The sequence below is a fragment of the Pseudonocardia sp. OZ21 genome (assembly GCF_059359135.1).
Genome location: NZ_JCADBN010000005.1, coordinates 499,292 through 516,078, shown reverse-complemented (window position 1 = coordinate 516,078; position 16,787 = coordinate 499,292). Strand labels below are relative to the sequence as shown.

Genomic DNA, 16,787 nt, shown 5'->3' with positions numbered 1-16,787 from the left:
ACCGGCGCTGCCGATCACCACGACCCGTACGTGACGGCCGCGCCGGTGTGCGTCCCGGAGGCGGCGTCAGGCGTCGAGGTAGGCCTCGAGGCCGATCCGCCCGCCTTCCCGGCCGAAGCCGGACTCGCGGTAGCCGCCGAAGGGCGCCGTGGGGTCGAAGCGGTTGAAGGTGTTGGCCCAGACCACGCCGGCACGCACCCGCTGCGCGGTCCAGAGCGCCTTGGCGCCCTTCTCGGTCCAGATACCGGCGGAGAGGCCGTACGGCGTGTTGTTGGCCTTGGCGACGGCCTCGTCGGGGGTGCGGAACGTCAGCACCGACAGGACCGGCCCGAAGATCTCCTCCCGCGCCACCCGCATCGTCTGCTCCACGCCGGAGAAGACGGTGGGCGGGAAGAACAGACCGCGCTCGGGCAGCGCGCAGGAACTGGTCCAGCGCTGCGCCCCCTCGGCGTCGCCCGCGGCGGCGAGGTCGACGATCCGGTCCAGCTGGGCACGCGAGTTGATGGCGCCGACGTCGGTGTTCTTGTCGAGCGGATCGCCCACTCGCAGCGTCTCGATCCGGGCGCGCAGGAGCGTCTCGAACTCCTCCGCGATCGACTCCTGCACCAGCAGCCGCGACCCCGCACAGCAGACGTGGCCCTGGTTGAAGAAGATCCCGTCGACGACGCCGTCGACGGCCTGGTCGAGCGCCGCGTCGTCGTAGACGATGTTGGCGGCCTTGCCGCCCAGCTCCAGCGTGAGCCGCCTGCCGGTGCCGCCGAGGCGCCGCTGGATCTCCTTGCCCACCTCGGTGGAGCCCGTGAAGGCCACCTTGTCCAGCCCCTGGTGACCCACGAGGGCGGCGCCCACGTCACCGGCGCCGGGGAGGACGTTCAGCACGCCAGGGGGCAGCCCGGCATCGGCGGCGATCTCGGCCAGCACGAGCGCGGTGAGCGGGGTGGTCTCCGCAGGCTTGAGGACGATCGTGTTGCCGCAGGCCAGTGCCGGAGCGATCTTCCAGACGGCCATGAGCAGCGGGAAGTTCCACGGGATCACGGCACCGACCACGCCGAGCGGCCGAGGGTCGGGGCCCAGCCCCGCGTAGCCGAGCTTGTCGGCCCAGCCGGCGTGGTGGAACAGGTGCGCCGAGGCCGTGGGCACGTCGATGTCGCGCGACTCGCGGATCGGCTTCCCGTTGTCCAGCGTCTCCAGCACCGCGAGCTCGCGGGAGCGCTCGGCGACCACGCGCGCGATCCGGAACAGGTACTTGGCCCGTTCGGCCCCGGGCATCGGGCCCCACACCTCGGTGTACGCGCGGCGGGCGGCCGCCACGGCCCGGTCGACGTCGGCCGGGCCCGCCGTGCCGACCTCGGCGAGCACCTCCTCCGTCGCCGGGTTGATCGTCTTCAGCGGCTCGCCGCCGCCGTCGACGAACTGCCCGTCGAGGAACGGGCGGTAGGCAGGCTGCAGGTTCGCGAGCGCCGCGGACTCGGGGGCGGGGGCGTAGGTCCAGTCCATCAGGCGTTCCCGATCCGGTCGGTGCTCTCGTAGTGCCCGTCGAGCTGGGTGCGGCGCTGCCGGAGGAGGTCGCCGAGCAGGGACGACGCGCCGAACCGGAAGAGCTGCGGGGTGAGCCATGCCGGCCCCGCGATCTCGTTGACCGCCACGAGGTGGCGGATGGCGTCCTTCGCGGTGCGGATCCCGCCCGCGGCCTTCACGCCCCGCAGCTCGCCGGTGGCGCGGTGCCAGTCACGCACGGCCTGCAGCATCAGCTGCACCACGGGCAGCGTCGCCGCCGGGGAGATCTTGCCCGTGGAGGTCTTGATGACGTCGGCGCCCGCGAGTAGGGCGAGCCAGGACGCGCGGCGCACGTCGTCGTAGCCCGCGAGCTCCCCGGTCTCCAGGATCACCTTGAGGTGGGCGCTGCCGCAGGCCTGCTTCACGGCGGCGATCTCCTCGTACACGGCGCCGTAGCGACCGGTGAGAAAGGCGCCGCGGTCGATCACCATGTCGATCTCGGAGGCCCCGGCCTCGACGGCGAGCGCGGTGTCGGCGAGCTTGACCACCCGCGACGACCGCCCGGACGGGAACGCGGTGGCGACGGCGGCGACCGCCACCCCCGAGCCGCGCAGCGCCTCCACCGCGACCCCGGCCAGGTCCGGGTAGACACAGACGGCGGCCACGGGCGGTACCTGCGGGTGGTCGGGATCGGGGCGGCGGGCCTGCGCGCACAGCGACCGCACCTTGCCCGGGGTGTCGGACCCTTCCAGCGTGGTGAGGTCGATCATGGAGATGGCCATGTCGAGGGCCTGGAGCTTCGACTCCCGCTTGATGCTCCGTGTGGCCAGCACCGCTGACCGGCGCTCGAGCCCTACCTGGTCGACGCCCGGCAGCCCGTGCAGGAAGCGGCGCAAGGAGGCCTCGTCGCGGGCGACGTCGCCGAACCCCGGCCCGGCGACGCCGTCTCCGGTGTCGACAGGCGCTCGGCCTGCGCTGCGCGCGTCGGGCCGCGGGGCGGGGACGATCGTTGTCACGGCGCTGAGTGTAGGGGCCGGAGGCCCGCGATCGAGGGTCGTCGCCGCGGACGTCCGGCCTCCCGGCGCGATCACCCGGAGGGCGCCGGCCGCACTGCTCGATCCTGAACAGCGCGCCGCCCGCTGCGCCGATGGGCGCAGCGGGCGACCGCGAGTGTTGGGGGGAGCGTCCCGTAGCGGGTGGGGTCAGGTGGAGCTGTGCAGACGGACGACGCCGACAGTGACGTCCTCCAGTCCACCGCGATCGAAATCGCGGCGCAGTTGATCGGCCTTGACTGTTGCCGTCAGGCCGTCGAACGGTCCGTGGGCATCAACCTCTCCGGTCTGAGGGTCGACGGCGAGCACAACATAACCGTCGCACTGCGTAAGCTTCTCCGCTGCAGCGACCAGCGTCGCTTCGTCGGAAGTTGAGTTCTCCGGCACCGGATCACCTCCTAGTCATAAGTACAGCGTCGGGGAGGCCTTCGGCGTGACAGTGTTTGTGGCAGACCACCCATTCGGGTCAGGGTGAATCTGCAAGTTCGATCACGGTGGGTACCGACAAGTGGGTGATAGGGCCGTCGAAACGGTGTACACCCGCCCCTGACTAGGATCAACGTGTCGATCTTGACACTCTTAGTCATCATTACCCTCGGTACGGACTTCGCCCGTCGAGCCGGTGCCGACGATGATCCAGGGACGGTCCGGACCAGGTGTTCCGCTGCTCCATCGAACCTCGGCCGCCCGTCCACGATGGAGTAGCACGCCCCGGAATCGTTGCGGAATGTGATTGGCCGCGGACCGCGGTCGGGTGTTCGTCTCCCGATGTGGTGACGGCCCGCCTCGACCGGCGCCGGTAGCGGGCGGTCGCCGCCGGTGCCCGTCGCAACTGTGGCGCCGGTCACCGTCCGTCCCAGGATCGCGGACGGTCACCGCGGACTGTGGGCCGCGTGCCGCCGGAGCGGCTCGCGCGGGAGTGCCACGGCTCAGCGAAGCGGCGTCGGTCGGTACGGGGGCGACTGTCAAGATCAGCTCATGCGCTGCCTCCGCACACCCGGCGAGCGGTTCGCCCTCCTTCCCGGCTTCGCTCTCACTCCCTGCTACGGCGACGTCCCCGATCCCGACGGCGGATCGTTACGCATGGCCTGGGTGGAGGCAGGCCCGGCGGACGGCCCGCCCGTCCTGTTGCTGCACGGCGAGCCGAGCTGGTCGTTCCTCTACCGGACGGTGATTCCCGTGCTGGCCGCGGCCGGGCTGCGGGTCGTGGCCCCCGACCTCGTCGGGTTCGGCCGCTCCGACAAGCCCACCGAGGTGACCGACCACAGCTACGCCCGGCATGTCGAGTGGCTGCGGTCGCTCGTGTTCGACGTGCTCGACCTGCGCGGCGTCACGCTCGTCGGGCAGGACTGGGGCGGCCTGCTGGGGCTGCGGCTGGTGGCCGAGCACCTCGACCGGTTCGCCGCCGTGGTGGCCGCGAACACCGGGCTGCCCACCGGCGACCACGACATGCCCGACGTCTGGTGGCAGTTCCGCCGGGCCGTGGAGAGGGCGGAGCGCCTCGACATCGCCCGGCTGGTGCAGGCCGGCTGCCGCACGCCGTTCGTCCCGGAGGTCAGCGCGGCCTACGACGCGCCGTTCCCGGACGAGAGCTACAAGGCGGGCCCGCGGGCGATGCCGCTGCTCCTGCCGACCCGGCCCGACGACCCGGCAACGGAGGCCAACCGCGTGGCATGGGCGACGCTGTCGCGCAGCGAGATCCCGTTCCTCTGCGCGTTCAGCGACGGGGACCCGATCACTGCGGCCATGGAGCCGGTCCTGCGCCGCACCATGCCGGGCGCGGCAGGCCGGGAGCATCCGACGATCACCGGCGCCGGGCACTTCCTGCAGGAGGACGCCGGGCCCGCGCTGGCCGCCGAGATCGTGCGTTTCGTGGGGGGTGTGCGGTGACCGCACTGCGTCCCGAACTCGGGAGCGAGCCCTCCCGCAGCTCCACGGGCGGTGCCGGCTGGGGCTGCAGGCAGCAGGGCGTCGGCGCGGGCCTCGCGCCCGTCGACAACCGGCTCAGCTGGTTGTCGCCCGGCCCGCTCATCGCCTCGCGCAACGACATGGTGGCGCGCAGGCTCGGTGACCCCACCGACGGCCAGCGCCGGGAATGGCTGCGCAGGCTCGACGCCTACGCCGAGGCGGCAGGCGCGCCGCCGCCACCGCGCGACCGGCTCGTCACCCGCTTCGCCGACCGCGACCGCATCTCCGTCGCGGTGCTCGGCGACCCCGGCGAGGGGGACGCCTCGCAGTACGTGGTGGTGCCGGTGCTGGATCGGGTGGCGGGCGACACCGACCTCGGCGTCGTGTGCAGTGACGTCGTCTACCCGGCCGGTGGGGTCCGCGCCTACCGCGACCGCTTCTACCGCGCCTACGCCGGCTACCGGGCTCCGCTCTACGGCCTGCCCGGCAACCACGACTGGTACGACGGGCTCACCGGCTTCATGACCACCTTCTGCGACGTGGCGCCCGACGTGGGGGAGCCCTCGCCCGAGGTGCCCGGCCCCTGGTGGAAGCGGGCGCTGCACCGGCTGCTCTGGCGGCACGCGCCGAAAGCCACCGCGGAGGACGTCGCCGAGATGCGCCGCTACCGCGACGCGGAGTCGCAGCAGGCGGTGCAGCCGGGTCCGTACTGCGCGATCGACGCCGGTCCGGTGCGGCTGGTGCTCATCGACGTGGGGATCGACGGCCACCTCGACCGCGACCAGGGCGACTGGTTGCGGGAGGTGTCGGCGGGCGACCGCCCCAAGATCCTGCTCACCGGGAAGCCCCTCTACAGCTACGCCCACGCGCAGCCGTGCCCGATCGAGGGCGGCGGGTTCGTCGACGACATCGTCGCCGACCCGGCGAACAACTACGTCGCGGCGATCGGCGGGGACGACCACAACTACCAGCGCTACCCCGTGCGCCAGCCCGACGGGCGCACGATCCTGTACCTCGTGGCGGGCGGCTCGGGCGCCTATCTCTCGGCCACCCACCAGATCCCCAACGTGGACCGGCTCGCGCCCGCCGTCCGCGAGGAGGACTTCCGCTGCTACCCGCTGCGCGGTGACTCGCTCGCCCACTTCAGCAGGCGCTACGACAGAGTCCTCGGCCTCGGGCTCGGCCGGTTGGTGATCTCCCCGGACGACGCGACCACGCTGATGGCCGAGCGGGTGGGCATCACGCCGCCGCGGCCGGGCTCGCCCTCCGTGCCGGCCAGGGAGCGCCGGGCCGCCGACGTCATCTTCCCGCTGCCCGCGCGGGGCACGGCGCCGGCGCACAACCTGATGTCGGTGCTGTTCGACTCGAACGCCGTGCCCCAGTTCAAGAGCTTCCTGCGGCTCGACGCCACCGGCGACGAGATCGTGGTGTCGTGCTGGGCCGCCACCGGCTGCCGGGAGCACGAGGTCGACCCGGTGCTGGAGGACCGGATGCGCGCCACCCGGCAGCCGGACGGCCGGTGGGTATGGACGAGCGAGACCCCGGGCCGTCCGGTGCCGTGACCCGCCCGTTCTGCGTGCGCGAGTCGCCCGTTCTGCGTGCGTGAGTCGCCCGCCGCGGGCCTCGGGTCACGCTGCTCGCGGCGCCCGCCTGCGCAGCCCGGCCATGGTGAGCACCGCGCCGAGCACCGCGCCGACGAGCGGCACCACCAGCCCGGCCTGCAGGCCGTCGAGCGTGGTGCCGCCCGCGGAGTTGGCGGCGATCACCGCCGCCACCACCGCGAGCCCGAGCGCCGCGCCGAACTGGAACGAGGTGGTCAGCAGCCCGCTCGCGAGACCCTGCTCCTCGTCGGCGACGCCCTCGGTGGCCGCGATCGTGAGCGGGCCGTACGCCAGCGCGAAGCCGGTACCCAGCACGAGCAGCGCCGGGAGCATCGCGAGGTAGCCCCAGTCCGGCCCCACCGGCAGGAACAGCAGGTACGCGACGGCCGCGAGCACGAGCCCGCCTGCGGCCACCCGCGCGTTGCCGAAGCGGTTCACCAGCCACGGGGTGAGGGTCGGCGCGAGCACGGCGTCGATGCCGGCCACGGCGAGCGCGAGCCCTGTCTCGACCTCCGACCAGCCGCGCATCTCCTGCAGGTACAGCACCACCGTGAACTGGAACGCCATGAACGAGCCGACGAGCAGGAGCGCTCCCGCGTTCGCCCGCAGCAACGGCGCGGAGCGCAGGATCCCGAGCCGGACGAGCGGTGCCGCCGACCGCTGCTCGACCAGCACGAACGCCACGAAGAGCACGACGGCTGCGACGAGCGTGCCGATCGTCGTCCCGATCCCGACCTCCGGCGCCCGCACGACCGTCACGACGAGCAGCAGCATGCCGCCCACCAACGTGACGGTGCCGGCGATGTCGAAGCCTCCGGAGACCGCTGTCGGTCGTGGCTCCCGGGGGATGAGGAGCACCGCGGCCACCAGGATCGCCGCGGCCATCAGCACCGGCGCGAAGAACACCCACCGCCAGTTCACGGCCGCCAACAGCCCGCCGACGACCATGCCGAGCGAGAACCCACCGGCCGCTGCACCGGCATAGATGAGGACGGCGCGGTTGCGGGCGCGGCCCGCCGCGAACGTCGTGGTGATGATCGAGAGTCCCGCGGGAGCCAGGAAAGCTGCAGCCACTCCCGTCACGAAGCGGGCGAGGACGAGGAGCCAGGCGTCGGTGGCGAGGCCGCCGAGGCCGGAGAAGACCACGAACACCACGAGCCAGGTCACGAACATCCGGCGCCTGCCCAGCAGGTCGGCCGCACGGCCGCCCAGCAGGACGAAGCCGCCGTAACCAAGCACGTAGGCGGTCACCACCCACTGCAGCGAGCTCGTGGACATGCCGAGTTCGGCGCGGATCGACGGCAGGGCCACGCCCATCATGGAGATGTCGATGCCCTCGAGGAAGATCGCGCCGCAGAGGACGAGAAGCAGACCCCACGCGCGGCCGCTCATGCGCTCATGGGGCGCCGCCGGCGCCGGCGAGGACGTGGGTACGGACACCGAATTGCTCCGATCGTCGGTTCTGTCTTGTAACCGACCACATCGTGAGTCACCATCGGGAGGCATGGAAGAAGGCACTTCGAAGTCACCGACGCACTGCTGCGGTACCGGCCCACAGCACGGGGACACCGAAGGACACGGGGATCCCTACCAGTGGGACACCCGCGAGGACTGCGAGGTCCGGCAGATCCTCGACCGGGTGGCCGACAAGTGGTCGCTGCTGGTCATCGCGCTGCTCGAGCGGCGGAGGCTGCGCTTCACCGAGCTGCGCCGCGAGATCGACGGCGTCAGCCAGCGCATGCTCACCGTCACCCTGCGCCAGCTCGAGCGCGACGGGCTGGTGCGCCGCACCGTGTACCCCGTCGTCCCGCCGAGAGTGGACTACGAGCTCACGCCCCTCGGCTCCACGCTCCACGAGACCATCCAGGCGCTGGTCACCTGGACCGAGGCCCACCAGAACGAGATCGCCGCCGCGCGTGCCGCCTACGACGCGGCGCAGACCGCACCGTCGCCCTGACAGGACGGACAGGACGCCCGTGCCGTCCGGAAGGTCGGCGCTAGCCTTCCGCCATGGACGTGCAGGTCGTCGACCACCCACTGGCCAAGGCCCGGCTCTCCGAGCTGCGCGACGCGCGCACGGACAACCCCACCTTCCGCGCGGCGTTGCGGGACCTGACCCTGATGCTGATCTACGAGGCCACCCGGGACGCCCCGCTGGCCTCCGCCCCGCTGCACACGCCGGTGGCGCGCACCGTCGGGTTCCGGCTGGCCAACCCGCCGCTGCTGGTGCCCGTGCTGCGTGCCGGGCTCGGCATGGCGGACGCCGCACTCGGGTTGATGCCGGAGGCGCAGATGGGGTTCGTCGGGCTCGCCCGTGACGAGGAGACCCACCAGCCCGTCCCGTACATGGAGTCGTTGCCGGACTCGTTGCAGGGGCGCCCGGTGTTCGTGCTCGACCCGATGCTCGCCACCGGCGGCTCGATGGCGCACACGATCCGGCTCCTCACCGAGCGGGGTGCCACCGACGTCACGGCGATCTGCGTGCTGGCCGCGCCCGAGGGCGTCGAGCACCTGCGGGGCAGCGGCCTCCCGGTACGGGTGATCACCGCCAGCATCGACGAGCGGCTCAACGACTCGGCGTTCATCGTCCCGGGCCTGGGGGATGCGGGCGACCGCCAGTTCGGCGCCGTCTGACCCGTCCGCGGCCACCCCGTGCGCGGGCCGGTTACGGAGCCGCCGCGGCCCACCCGGCCGTGACGGAACGGAGCGCGTCCTCGAAGCGGGTCTCCGCGCCCGGCGGGAGCAGGCCGCGCAGCTGCAGGCACACCCAGCCGTGCACGGTGGCCCAGAGGGCGAGCGCGGCGGTGGCGGGATCGAGATCGGGCCGCAGCGCGTCGTCCTCGACGGCCCGCTGCACGAACTCGCGCAGCGGGGCGAGTGCGGCACCGCTCGCGAGCTCCTGCGGGTCGCCGTCGAACACCACCTCGAACAGGTGGGGCTGCGCGAGCGCACCCTGCCGGTAGGCGAGCGCCAGCTGGACCAGGTCGTCGAGGGCGTCGTTGCCCGGCGGGACGGCCAGGTGGGCGCGGAACCGGCACAGCGCCTCGTCGAACAGGGCCGTCAGCAGCCCGGCCTTCCCGCCGAACAGCGAGTAGACGGCGGTGGTGGACGTGTCGCACTCGGCAGCGAGGGCGCGCAGGCTCAACGCCGGCATCCCGTCGGCCGAGACGCGCTCCAGCGCGTGCCGGAGTAGTCGGTCCCGCAGCGCCTCGTCGTGGACCTTCGGCCGCGCCATCGGCGCAGGCTAGCCCGTCAGCCGTCCAGCAGTTCGTGGACCTCTGCACGCAGGGCGTCGAGGCGGCTCTGGGCGGTGGCTTTCGCTCCGGCCAGCGCCGCGGCGTGCGGCACCGGCTCGACCACCTCGAGGTAGGCCTTGACCTTCGGCTCGGTGCCGGACGGGCGGATCACCAGCCGTGCACCGTGGCGCCGCAGGACGAGGACGTCGGGTGCGGGTCGTTGCGCCGACCACCCTGCCGGCGCCCCGGACCGCAGCCGCTCGACGAGAGCGTCGCGGGCTGCCGGGTCCCGGCGCACCGACACCCCTTCCGTGCGGTGCACCCCGTGCGCCACGGCCAGCTCGTCGAGCCGGTCGGCCGGCCCCTGGCCCGCTGCCTTCAGCCCGGCCGCCAGGTCGCAGGCCAGCACGGCAGCAGCGATGCCGTCCTTGTCGCGCACCGCGTCGGGGTCGACGCAGTAGCCGAGGGCCTCCTCGTAGCCGTACACCAGCCCCGGGCCACCCCGGACGATCCACTTGAACCCGGTGAGGGTCTCGGCGTACCGCGCCCCGTAGGCGGCGGCGAGCGGCCGGAGCATCGACGAGGAGACGACCGTGGTGACCACCAGCGGGTCGTCGTAGGGCACACCCCGGGCGGCGCCCGACCGCAGCAGGTGGTCGCCCAGCAGCACACCGGTCTCGTCGCCGGTGAGCATCCGCCAGCCGCCCCCGGCGTCCGGCACGGCCAGCGCGCAGCGGTCGGCGTCGGGGTCCAGGGCGATCGCCAGGTCGGCGTCCACCTCGGCGGCGAGCGCGAGCAGCGCGTCGGTGGCCCCCGGCTCCTCCGGGTTGGGGAAGGAGACGGTCGGGAAGTCGGGATCGGGGGTGGCCTGCGCGGTGACGACGTGCACGTCGGTGAACCCGGCCCGGTGCAGCGCGTGCACCGCGGTGGCCCCGCCCACCCCGTGCATCGGCGTGAGCGCCACCCGCAGCTGCCGCGCCGTGCCGCGCGGCAGCCGCCCGACGCGGTCCAGGTAGGCCTCCGTGACGTCCACGGTGGTGGCGGTGGCGGCGGTCGGGACGGACACGGCGGCCGGAGCCGCCCTGATCGCCGCCTCGATCTCGGCGTCCGACGGGGGCGCGAGCTGCGCGCCGTCGGCCAGGTAGACCTTGTAACCGTTGTCGGCGGGCGGGTTGTGGGATGCCGTGATCTGCACGCCCGCCACGGCCCCGAGCTCGCGGACGGCGAACGCCAGCACCGGCGTGGGCAACGGCGCCGGCAGGGTCAGCACCCGGAACCCCGCGCCCGCCAGCACCTCCGCAGCCGCCGCCGCGAACGCCTCCGACCCGTGCCGGGCGTCCCGGCCGACCACCACCGGTCCCGAATCACCCCGGCCGGCCAGCCAGGCGGCCAGCCCGGCGGTGGCCCGGCGCACCACGGCCACGTTCATCCCCGCGGGACCCGCCCGCACCGGGCCGCGCAGCCCGGCGGTGCCGAAGCACAGCATTCCCGCCATCCGGTCGCGGAGGTCGTCCACCGCGCCCGGCGTGCCGACCATGGCCGCGGCCAGCACCCGCTGCAGCTCCGTGCGCGTCAGGGGGTCGGGGTCGTCGGCGATCCAGCGCGTGGCGGCGTCACGCAGGTCGGGCGGCAGGGTCACGAGCGGGCGATGAGGTCACGCAACAGCGCACCCATCCGGCCTGCCGACGCCGCACCCGCGGCCAGCACCTCGTGGTGGTCGAGCGGCTCGCCCGTCATCCCGGCGGCCAGGTTGGTGACGAGCGACAGCCCGAACACCTCGATGCCCTCGGCGCGCGCTGCGATCGCCTCCAGCACCGTGGACATCCCGACGAGGTCGGCTCCCAGCCCGCGCAGCATCCGGATCTCGGCGGGCGTCTCGAAGTGCGGGCCGGGCAGACCGGCGTAGACACCCTCGGACAGCGACGGGTCGATCTCCCGGGCGAGCGCACGCAGCCGTGGCGAGTAGAGGTCGGTCAGGTCCGTGAAGCGCGGGCCCACCAGCGACGAGCGCCCGGTCAGGTTCAGGTGGTCCGAGATCAGCACGGGCTCACCGACCCACATGCCCTCCCGGATGCCGCCCGCCGCGTTGGTGAGCACCACGGTGCGGCAGCCCGCCGCCGCGGCCGTGCGGACGCCGTGGGCGACCGGGTCGGCGCCGTGGCCCTCGTAGAGGTGCGTGCGGCCGAGCAGGACGAGCGCCCGGTGCTCTCCGACGGGGACCGACCGGATCGTGCCGCCGTGCCCGGCGACGGCGGGGGCGACGAAGCCGGGCAGGTCGGCCATCGCGATCTCGTGGGCCGGTTCGCCGATGATGTCGGCGGCGGGCCGCCAGCCCGACCCGAGCACCACGGCCACGTCGTGCTTGTCGACTCCGGTGGCTGCGGCGATGGCCGCTGCCGCGGCGTCGGCGGGTGCTGGGGAGACCTCGGCGCTCATGAGCGGAGCTTATCGACCGACGGTGACGTCAGGCGGTGGTGAGGGCGGAGCCGGCAGCGTTCAGCAGGTGCCGGCCGGCCACGTTCACGGTGCGGTGTCGGCCGACGAGACGGTGGCGGTGGTGAACGGGGACTGCCCGCCCAGCAGCCGGGTGGCGGTCCACCCGCCGATCGCACCGGCCACGACCACCGCCGCCCCCGCGACCACCAGCCCGACCGCGGCCCAGCCCGTCACGGGTGCCGCGGCCGCCGAGTGGCGCCGGGAGCCCGTGGAGGCCACCGGCCGGACCGGGGCGGGCTGGCGGGTCCGGGACGGCGGCAGGGGGCCGGGCGACGAGGCCAACGGCGCCGGCTCCACGAGGTGACGCGCGCCGGTCGGCGCAGGCGGCAGGGGAGCCGGGCGACCGGCGCTGAACTCGGCGCGCTCCGCGGCGGTCGGAACGGGGAGACCCGCCCCGATGGTGGGCGCGTCCGGCGAACCGGGGTAGAGCGGGTCGTCCGGGTCGTCGATGAGCGGCCGCAGCCGGTGGCGGACCTCGTCGAGCGGCATCCGCGCGTCGGGGTCCTTGACCATCAGCGCCATGATCACCTCGGCCACCGCGTTGGACGTCCGCGGCCGCGGGACCTCGCCGTCCACCACCTCGGTGATCGTGGACACGGGGTCGCCGTGCACGTCGTAGGGCGGCCGCCCCTCCAGCGCCGCGAAGAGCGTGGCGCCCAGTCCCCAGAGATCCGCCGCGGGCGTCACCGGCTGGCCTGCCGCGACCTCCGGCGCGATGTACGCGGGGGAGCCGAGGACGAGCCCCACGCTCGTCATGGGGGCGTCGGCGATGTTGCGGGCGATGCCGAAGTCGGTGAGCTTCACGCGGCCGTCGTCGGCCACGAGCACGTTGCCCGGCTTGACGTCCCGGTGCGTGATCCCGCTGCGGTGTGCTGCCCGCAGGCCGCCCGCCGTCGCGAACCCGACCACCGCCGACTGCTGCAGCGTCAGCGTGCCCTGCTCGCCGATCATCGTCGCCAGGTTGCGGGACGGCACCAGCTCCAGGACGACCACCGGTGCACCGTCGACGTCGACGACGTCGAACACGGTGATGATGTTCGGGTGCGACAGGCCGCCGAGGGCCCGCGCCTCACGCATGATGCGCTCGCGCGCCTCCGCCGCCTCCTGGTCGGGCACACCCGGCGGGACCTTCAGCTCCTTGACCGCCACCCGGCGCTGCAGCACCTCGTCATAGCCCGCCCAGACGGTGCCCATGGCGCCGCTGCCGAGGAGATCGGAGAGCCGGTACCGGCCTCCGATCAGGCGCACGTGCTGGCCCTCCGGGCTGTCCTGCGACACGTGCCCATTCTCACCGGCCCGCACAAGAGCGCTGATGGCGCCCCCCGCGTACGTACGCGAGTCGCTCCCGGGTTGCTCCCCGAGGGGGGAGTTGACCCCTGTGGGTGTGGGTGATTGTCGACAGGGCCGTCATGGCGACACTGCGTTCCACGCCCGCGTTCGACGAGCGGCGACGAACGGTGTCAACCCCCGTTCGCCTCAGCTTCCGGCGACCGTTCGTCACAGTCCGCGTGCCCGCCCGCAGCAGATCCGCAACCCCTCGGCGCGGATTCCGCCCCCTGATGCGTTTCCGGTTGGAACACCGCCGTCCGGGTGAGCACCATGGCTGGATGCACGACGAAGCAGCCTCAATGCGCGCACCGCTGACGTTGCGCGCTGCGACCGGTCCTCGGGGGACCGCTGCACGCGGTGGTGTGCGGTGACCTTGCTGGAGGCTCACAACGACCTCGTGCCGCCTGCGGAGCTGGCCGTGAATGATATGGGTGCGGGCAGTGGCCCGCCATGGCTCGACTCCTGGCTCGCGGCACACCGAACCGACGTGGTCGCCTGGCGACGCGCCATACACGCCGTACCGGAGCTCGGGCGCGCCGAGCACCGCACCACCGAACTGGTGGCGCGGCGGTTGATGGCGGCGGGGCTCGAGCCCCGCACCCTCCCCGGCGGCACCGGCCTCGTCTGCGACATCGGATACGGCGACCGCTGCGTCGCCCTCCGCGCAGACCTCGACGCCCTTCCCCTCAAGGAGGACACCGGACTCCCGTTCGGCTCCACCGTCGACGGCGTGATGCACGCCTGCGGGCACGACGCGCACACCGCCATGCTGCTCGGGGCCGGTCTCGCGCTGGCCTCCGCGCCTGCGCTGCCCGGCCGGGTGCGGCTCATCTTCCAGCCCGCCGAGGAGGTCCAGCCCGGCGGCGCGATCGACATGGTGGCCGACGGCGTCATGGAGGGTGTCGACCGCGTCTTCGCCCTGCACTGCGACCCTCGGCTCGAGGTCGGCAAGGTCGGCACCCGGGTCGGGCCCATCACGTCGGCGTGCGACGTCATCGAGGTCCGGCTCACCTCTCCCGGTGGCCACACCTCACGTCCGCACCTCACCGCCGACCTCGTCGAGGCACTCGGGCTGCTCATCACGCAGCTGCCGCTGCTCCTCACGCGCCAGGTCGACCCGCGCTCGGGCACCGTCCTCGTCTGGGGTGCCGTGCACGCGGGGGAGGCGGCCAACGCCATCCCGCAGCACGGCGTCCTGCGGGGCACCCTGCGCACCGCCGACCACCACACGTGGGGGGAGCTCGAGGCCAAGATCCGCTCGCTGGTCTCGGCGCTGCTCGCACCCACCGGCACCGGCTACGTCCTCGAGCACATCCGCGGCGTGCCGCCCGTGGTCAACGAGGCCGTCAGCGCGGGCATTATGGCCGACGCCGCCATCACCGTCCGGGGTCCCGACGCCGCCACCAGCACCGAGCAGAGCAGCGGTGGCGAGGACTTCGCCTGGTACCTGGAGCACGCTCCCGGCGCCATGGCCCGGCTCGGGGTGTGGCCTGGTCACGGCCCGATGCGCGACATCCACCAGCCCACGTTCGACCTCGACGAGCGCGCCCTGCCCTTCGGGGTCCGCGTCCTCATCCAGGCCGCTCTCACGGCCCTCACCGCTCCCTGACCCCTGTCCGATCGAGATCGGCGTGGGAGTGGTCGGGTGCGCTCCTGGCCACGCTCACGTCGATCTCGCCGTCCGGAACGTCCAGCGCGAGGGTCAGACGGATTTGCCGCTCGGGCGGTTGCGCAGCGCCGAGACGTAGTCGGCCGGGGCGCCGGCCTGTTCGGCGGCGTCGGCGATGACCCCGAGGTAGCGGGCGCTGGGCATCCCGCCCTCATAGGCGTCGAGCACGTAGATCCAGGCCAGGACGTCGCCGTCGAGGGTGTGCACGCGTAGCCGCAGCTTCTTGTGCAGCCCCAGCTCGCCACCTTCCCAGCGGTCGAGCTGGTCGGCGTCGAGTTCGGAGACGTCGTAGAGCACGACGAACACCTGGGAGTCCGGGTCCTCGACGACCGTGGAGAGCGCGCCCTCCCAGCCGTAGTCCTCGCCTCCGAAGGTGAGCCGCCAGCCGACGAGCCACCCGGTACCCGCCATCGGCGAGTGCGGGGCACGCTCCTTCATCTGCGCGGGATCCATGTTCGACCCGTAAGCGGCGTACAGCGGCACCGCCACAGAGTAGTGCGCCATCGCCCGCGTACCGTGCTCGGGGAACCGGACATCAGGAGGAGGCATGCATCGGTGACGCGCATCGTGATCATGGGCGGGGGGCCTGCGGGGTACGAAGCGGCCCTGGTGGCCGCTCAGCACGGCAGTGACGTCACCGTCGTCGAGCGCGAAGGGATGGGCGGCGCGTGCGTGCTCGACGACTGCGTGCCGTCCAAGACCTTCATCTCGTCCGCGGGCATCAGAGTCGACCTGCATCGTGCCCCTGACCTGGGCGTCACCGCCGACCGGCAGGCCATCGGCATCGACCTGCCCACGGTGCACGCCCGGGTGAAGCGCCTCGCGCTCGCGCAGTCCGCCGACGTGCGCGCCCGCGTGGAACGGGAGGGTGTGCGGATCGTCCGCGGCACCGCCGTCTTCACCGACGAGCCCTCGGTCCGGGCGCCCCACGTGGTCGAGACACGGACACCCGATGGTGGTCGCGAGGAGCTTCCCGCCGACGTCGTCCTCATCGCCACCGGCGCCACCCCGCGCGTGCTGCCGGACGCCGCCCCCGACGGCGAACGCATCCTCACCTGGCGCCAGCTCTACGACCTCCAGGCACTGCCCGAGCACCTGATCGTCATCGGTTCCGGGGTGACGGGCGCGGAGTTCGTCTCGGCCTACGTGGAGATGGGGGCGCGGGTCACCCTCATCTCCAGCCGCGACCGCGTCCTCCCCGGCGAGGACGCCGACGCGGCCGCCGTGCTGCAGGACGTCTTCGCCGAGCGGGGGGTCGAGATCCTTCCGCAGGCGCGCGCCGAGACGGTGAAGCGCGACGGGGACGGCGTGGTCGTCACCCTCGCCGACGGCCGCACCGTCACCGGCTCGCACGCGCTCATGACCGTCGGCTCGGTGCCCAACACCGCCGACATCGGGCTGGAGAAGATCGGCGTCGAACTGGGGCGTGGTGGCTTCATCCCCGTCGACCGGGTCTCGCGCACGTCGGTGCCGGGCGTGTACGCGGCAGGCGACTGCACCGGGGTGCTGATGCTCGCCTCGGTGGCCGCGATGCAGGGACGGATCGCGATGTGGCACGCGCTCGGTGAGGGCGTGGCGCCGATCAAGCTGAAGACGGTGGCGGCCGCCGTGTTCACGCGGCCGGAGATCGCGACCGTCGGCATCAGCCAGCGTGCGATCGACGCGGGTGAGGTGCCGGCTCGCACGATCATGATGCCGCTGTCCACCAACCCACGGGCGAAGATGCAGGGGCTGCGCCGCGGGTTCGTGAAGCTCTTCTGCCGCCCCGCCACCGGCGTGGTGGTGGGGGGTGTGGTCGTGGCCCCGGTGGCGAGCGAGCTGATCCTGCCGATCGCGCTGGCCGTGCAGAACGGGCTCACCGTGGCCGACCTCGCCCACACGTTCTCGGTGTACCCGTCGCTGTCGGGTTCGATCACCGAGGCCGGACGCCAGCTGATGCGCCACGGCGACCTGGACTGACCGCGAGGTCTGGACGCCGCCGCCCGTGCCGCGTCATGGA

At 73.3% G+C, this 16,787-nt stretch carries 15 protein-coding genes; 6 read left to right on the top strand and 9 right to left on the bottom strand.

What is annotated here, in order from left to right; translation table 11 throughout:
* Positions 1-66: 66 nt before the first annotated feature.
* The 3 genes from AC5L35_RS15480 to AC5L35_RS15470 form a co-directional block, all read right to left on the bottom strand.
* Positions 67-1,500 (bottom strand): aldehyde dehydrogenase family protein, encoded by a 1,434-nt coding sequence (locus AC5L35_RS15480; RefSeq protein WP_495060403.1) that lies wholly within the window; start codon positions 1,498-1,500, stop codon positions 67-69.
* Positions 1,497-2,393: a deoxyribose-phosphate aldolase gene (gene deoC, locus AC5L35_RS15475; RefSeq protein ID WP_495060402.1), complete on the bottom strand. Its 897-nt coding sequence runs from the start codon at positions 2,391-2,393 to the stop codon at positions 1,497-1,499. The genes AC5L35_RS15480 and deoC overlap by 4 nt, the downstream gene beginning before the upstream one ends.
* A 306-nt stretch (positions 2,394-2,699) precedes the next feature.
* A complete protein-coding gene (locus tag AC5L35_RS15470; RefSeq protein WP_169395244.1) occupies positions 2,700-2,936 on the bottom strand; it encodes a hypothetical protein in 237 nt (78 codons plus the stop codon).
* Positions 2,937-3,527: 591 nt separating this feature from the next.
* Here AC5L35_RS15470 and AC5L35_RS15465 point away from each other — a divergent pair.
* Entirely contained in the window at positions 3,528-4,439 is a 912-nt protein-coding gene (locus tag AC5L35_RS15465) for a haloalkane dehalogenase (protein WP_495060314.1), read from the top strand.
* Complete coding sequence (locus tag AC5L35_RS15460) at positions 4,436-6,019, top strand: metallophosphoesterase family protein (RefSeq protein ID WP_495060313.1); 1,584 nt, start codon at positions 4,436-4,438, stop codon at positions 6,017-6,019. The genes AC5L35_RS15465 and AC5L35_RS15460 overlap by 4 nt, the downstream gene beginning before the upstream one ends.
* A 66-nt stretch (positions 6,020-6,085) precedes the next feature.
* On the opposite strand, the gene AC5L35_RS15455 is transcribed toward AC5L35_RS15460, so the two are convergent.
* A complete protein-coding gene (locus AC5L35_RS15455; protein WP_495060312.1) occupies positions 6,086-7,450 on the bottom strand; it encodes an MFS transporter in 1,365 nt (454 codons plus the stop codon).
* A 112-nt stretch (positions 7,451-7,562) separates the two neighbouring features.
* Between AC5L35_RS15455 and AC5L35_RS15450 the strand changes: the two genes are divergently transcribed.
* Together AC5L35_RS15450 and upp are read left to right on the top strand one after the other, a co-directional pair.
* Complete coding sequence (locus tag AC5L35_RS15450) at positions 7,563-8,015, top strand: winged helix-turn-helix transcriptional regulator (RefSeq protein ID WP_495060311.1); 453 nt, start codon at positions 7,563-7,565, stop codon at positions 8,013-8,015.
* A gap of 53 nt (positions 8,016-8,068) precedes the next feature.
* Complete coding sequence (gene upp / locus AC5L35_RS15445) at positions 8,069-8,692, top strand: uracil phosphoribosyltransferase (protein ID WP_495060310.1); 624 nt, start codon at positions 8,069-8,071, stop codon at positions 8,690-8,692.
* A gap of 31 nt (positions 8,693-8,723) precedes the next feature.
* Here upp and AC5L35_RS15440 read toward each other — a convergent pair whose 3' ends face one another.
* The 4 genes from AC5L35_RS15440 to AC5L35_RS15425 all read right to left on the bottom strand — a co-directional run bounded on the left by AC5L35_RS15440 (position 8,724) and on the right by AC5L35_RS15425 (position 13,068).
* Positions 8,724-9,293 carry a TetR/AcrR family transcriptional regulator gene (locus AC5L35_RS15440; RefSeq protein ID WP_495060309.1) on the bottom strand — a complete coding sequence of 190 codons (570 nt, stop codon included), beginning with the start codon at positions 9,291-9,293 and terminating at the stop codon, positions 8,724-8,726.
* 17 nt (positions 9,294-9,310) lie between these two features.
* Positions 9,311-10,933 (bottom strand): phospho-sugar mutase, encoded by a 1,623-nt coding sequence (locus tag AC5L35_RS15435; RefSeq protein WP_495060308.1) that lies wholly within the window; start codon positions 10,931-10,933, stop codon positions 9,311-9,313.
* A complete protein-coding gene (locus AC5L35_RS15430) occupies positions 10,930-11,730 on the bottom strand; it encodes a purine-nucleoside phosphorylase (protein ID WP_495060307.1) in 801 nt (266 codons plus the stop codon). Before AC5L35_RS15430 ends, AC5L35_RS15435 begins: the two co-directional genes overlap by 4 nt.
* An 84-nt stretch (positions 11,731-11,814) precedes the next feature.
* Positions 11,815-13,068: a serine/threonine-protein kinase gene (locus tag AC5L35_RS15425; RefSeq protein WP_495060306.1), complete on the bottom strand. Its 1,254-nt coding sequence runs from the start codon at positions 13,066-13,068 to the stop codon at positions 11,815-11,817.
* 478 nt (positions 13,069-13,546) lie between these two features.
* Between AC5L35_RS15425 and AC5L35_RS15420 the strand changes: the two genes are divergently transcribed.
* Positions 13,547-14,728: an amidohydrolase gene (locus tag AC5L35_RS15420; protein ID WP_495060401.1), complete on the top strand. Its 1,182-nt coding sequence runs from the start codon at positions 13,547-13,549 to the stop codon at positions 14,726-14,728.
* Positions 14,729-14,821: 93 nt separating this feature from the next.
* Here AC5L35_RS15420 and AC5L35_RS15415 read toward each other — a convergent pair whose 3' ends face one another.
* The gene (locus tag AC5L35_RS15415) at positions 14,822-15,271 is read right to left on the bottom strand and encodes a gamma-glutamylcyclotransferase (protein ID WP_495060400.1); all 450 of its coding nucleotides are present in this window, start codon (positions 15,269-15,271) and stop codon (positions 14,822-14,824) included.
* Positions 15,272-15,343: 72 nt separating this feature from the next.
* On the opposite strand from AC5L35_RS15415, the gene AC5L35_RS15410 reads away from it, so the two are divergent.
* Entirely contained in the window at positions 15,344-16,747 is a 1,404-nt protein-coding gene (locus tag AC5L35_RS15410; RefSeq protein WP_495060305.1) for an NAD(P)H-quinone dehydrogenase, read from the top strand.
* The last annotated feature ends 40 nt before the right edge of the window (positions 16,748-16,787 follow it).

What these genes read in the sequence shown, in the direction of transcription:
- AC5L35_RS15465 (WP_495060314.1), top strand. Translation starts at nt 3,528, where the DNA reads ATGCGCTGCCTCCGCACACCCGGCGAGCGGTTCGCCCTCCTTCCCGGC.
- AC5L35_RS15455 (WP_495060312.1), bottom strand. Translation starts at nt 7,450, where the DNA reads ATGAGCGGCCGCGCGTGGGGTCTGCTTCTCGTCCTCTGCGGCGCGATC.
- AC5L35_RS15450 (WP_495060311.1), top strand. Translation starts at nt 7,563, where the DNA reads ATGGAAGAAGGCACTTCGAAGTCACCGACGCACTGCTGCGGTACCGGC.
- upp (WP_495060310.1), top strand. Translation starts at nt 8,069, where the DNA reads ATGGACGTGCAGGTCGTCGACCACCCACTGGCCAAGGCCCGGCTCTCC.
- AC5L35_RS15440 (WP_495060309.1), bottom strand. Translation starts at nt 9,293, where the DNA reads ATGGCGCGGCCGAAGGTCCACGACGAGGCGCTGCGGGACCGACTACTC.
- AC5L35_RS15430 (WP_495060307.1), bottom strand. Translation starts at nt 11,730, where the DNA reads ATGAGCGCCGAGGTCTCCCCAGCACCCGCCGACGCCGCGGCAGCGGCC.
- AC5L35_RS15420 (WP_495060401.1), top strand. Translation starts at nt 13,547, where the DNA reads ATGGGTGCGGGCAGTGGCCCGCCATGGCTCGACTCCTGGCTCGCGGCA.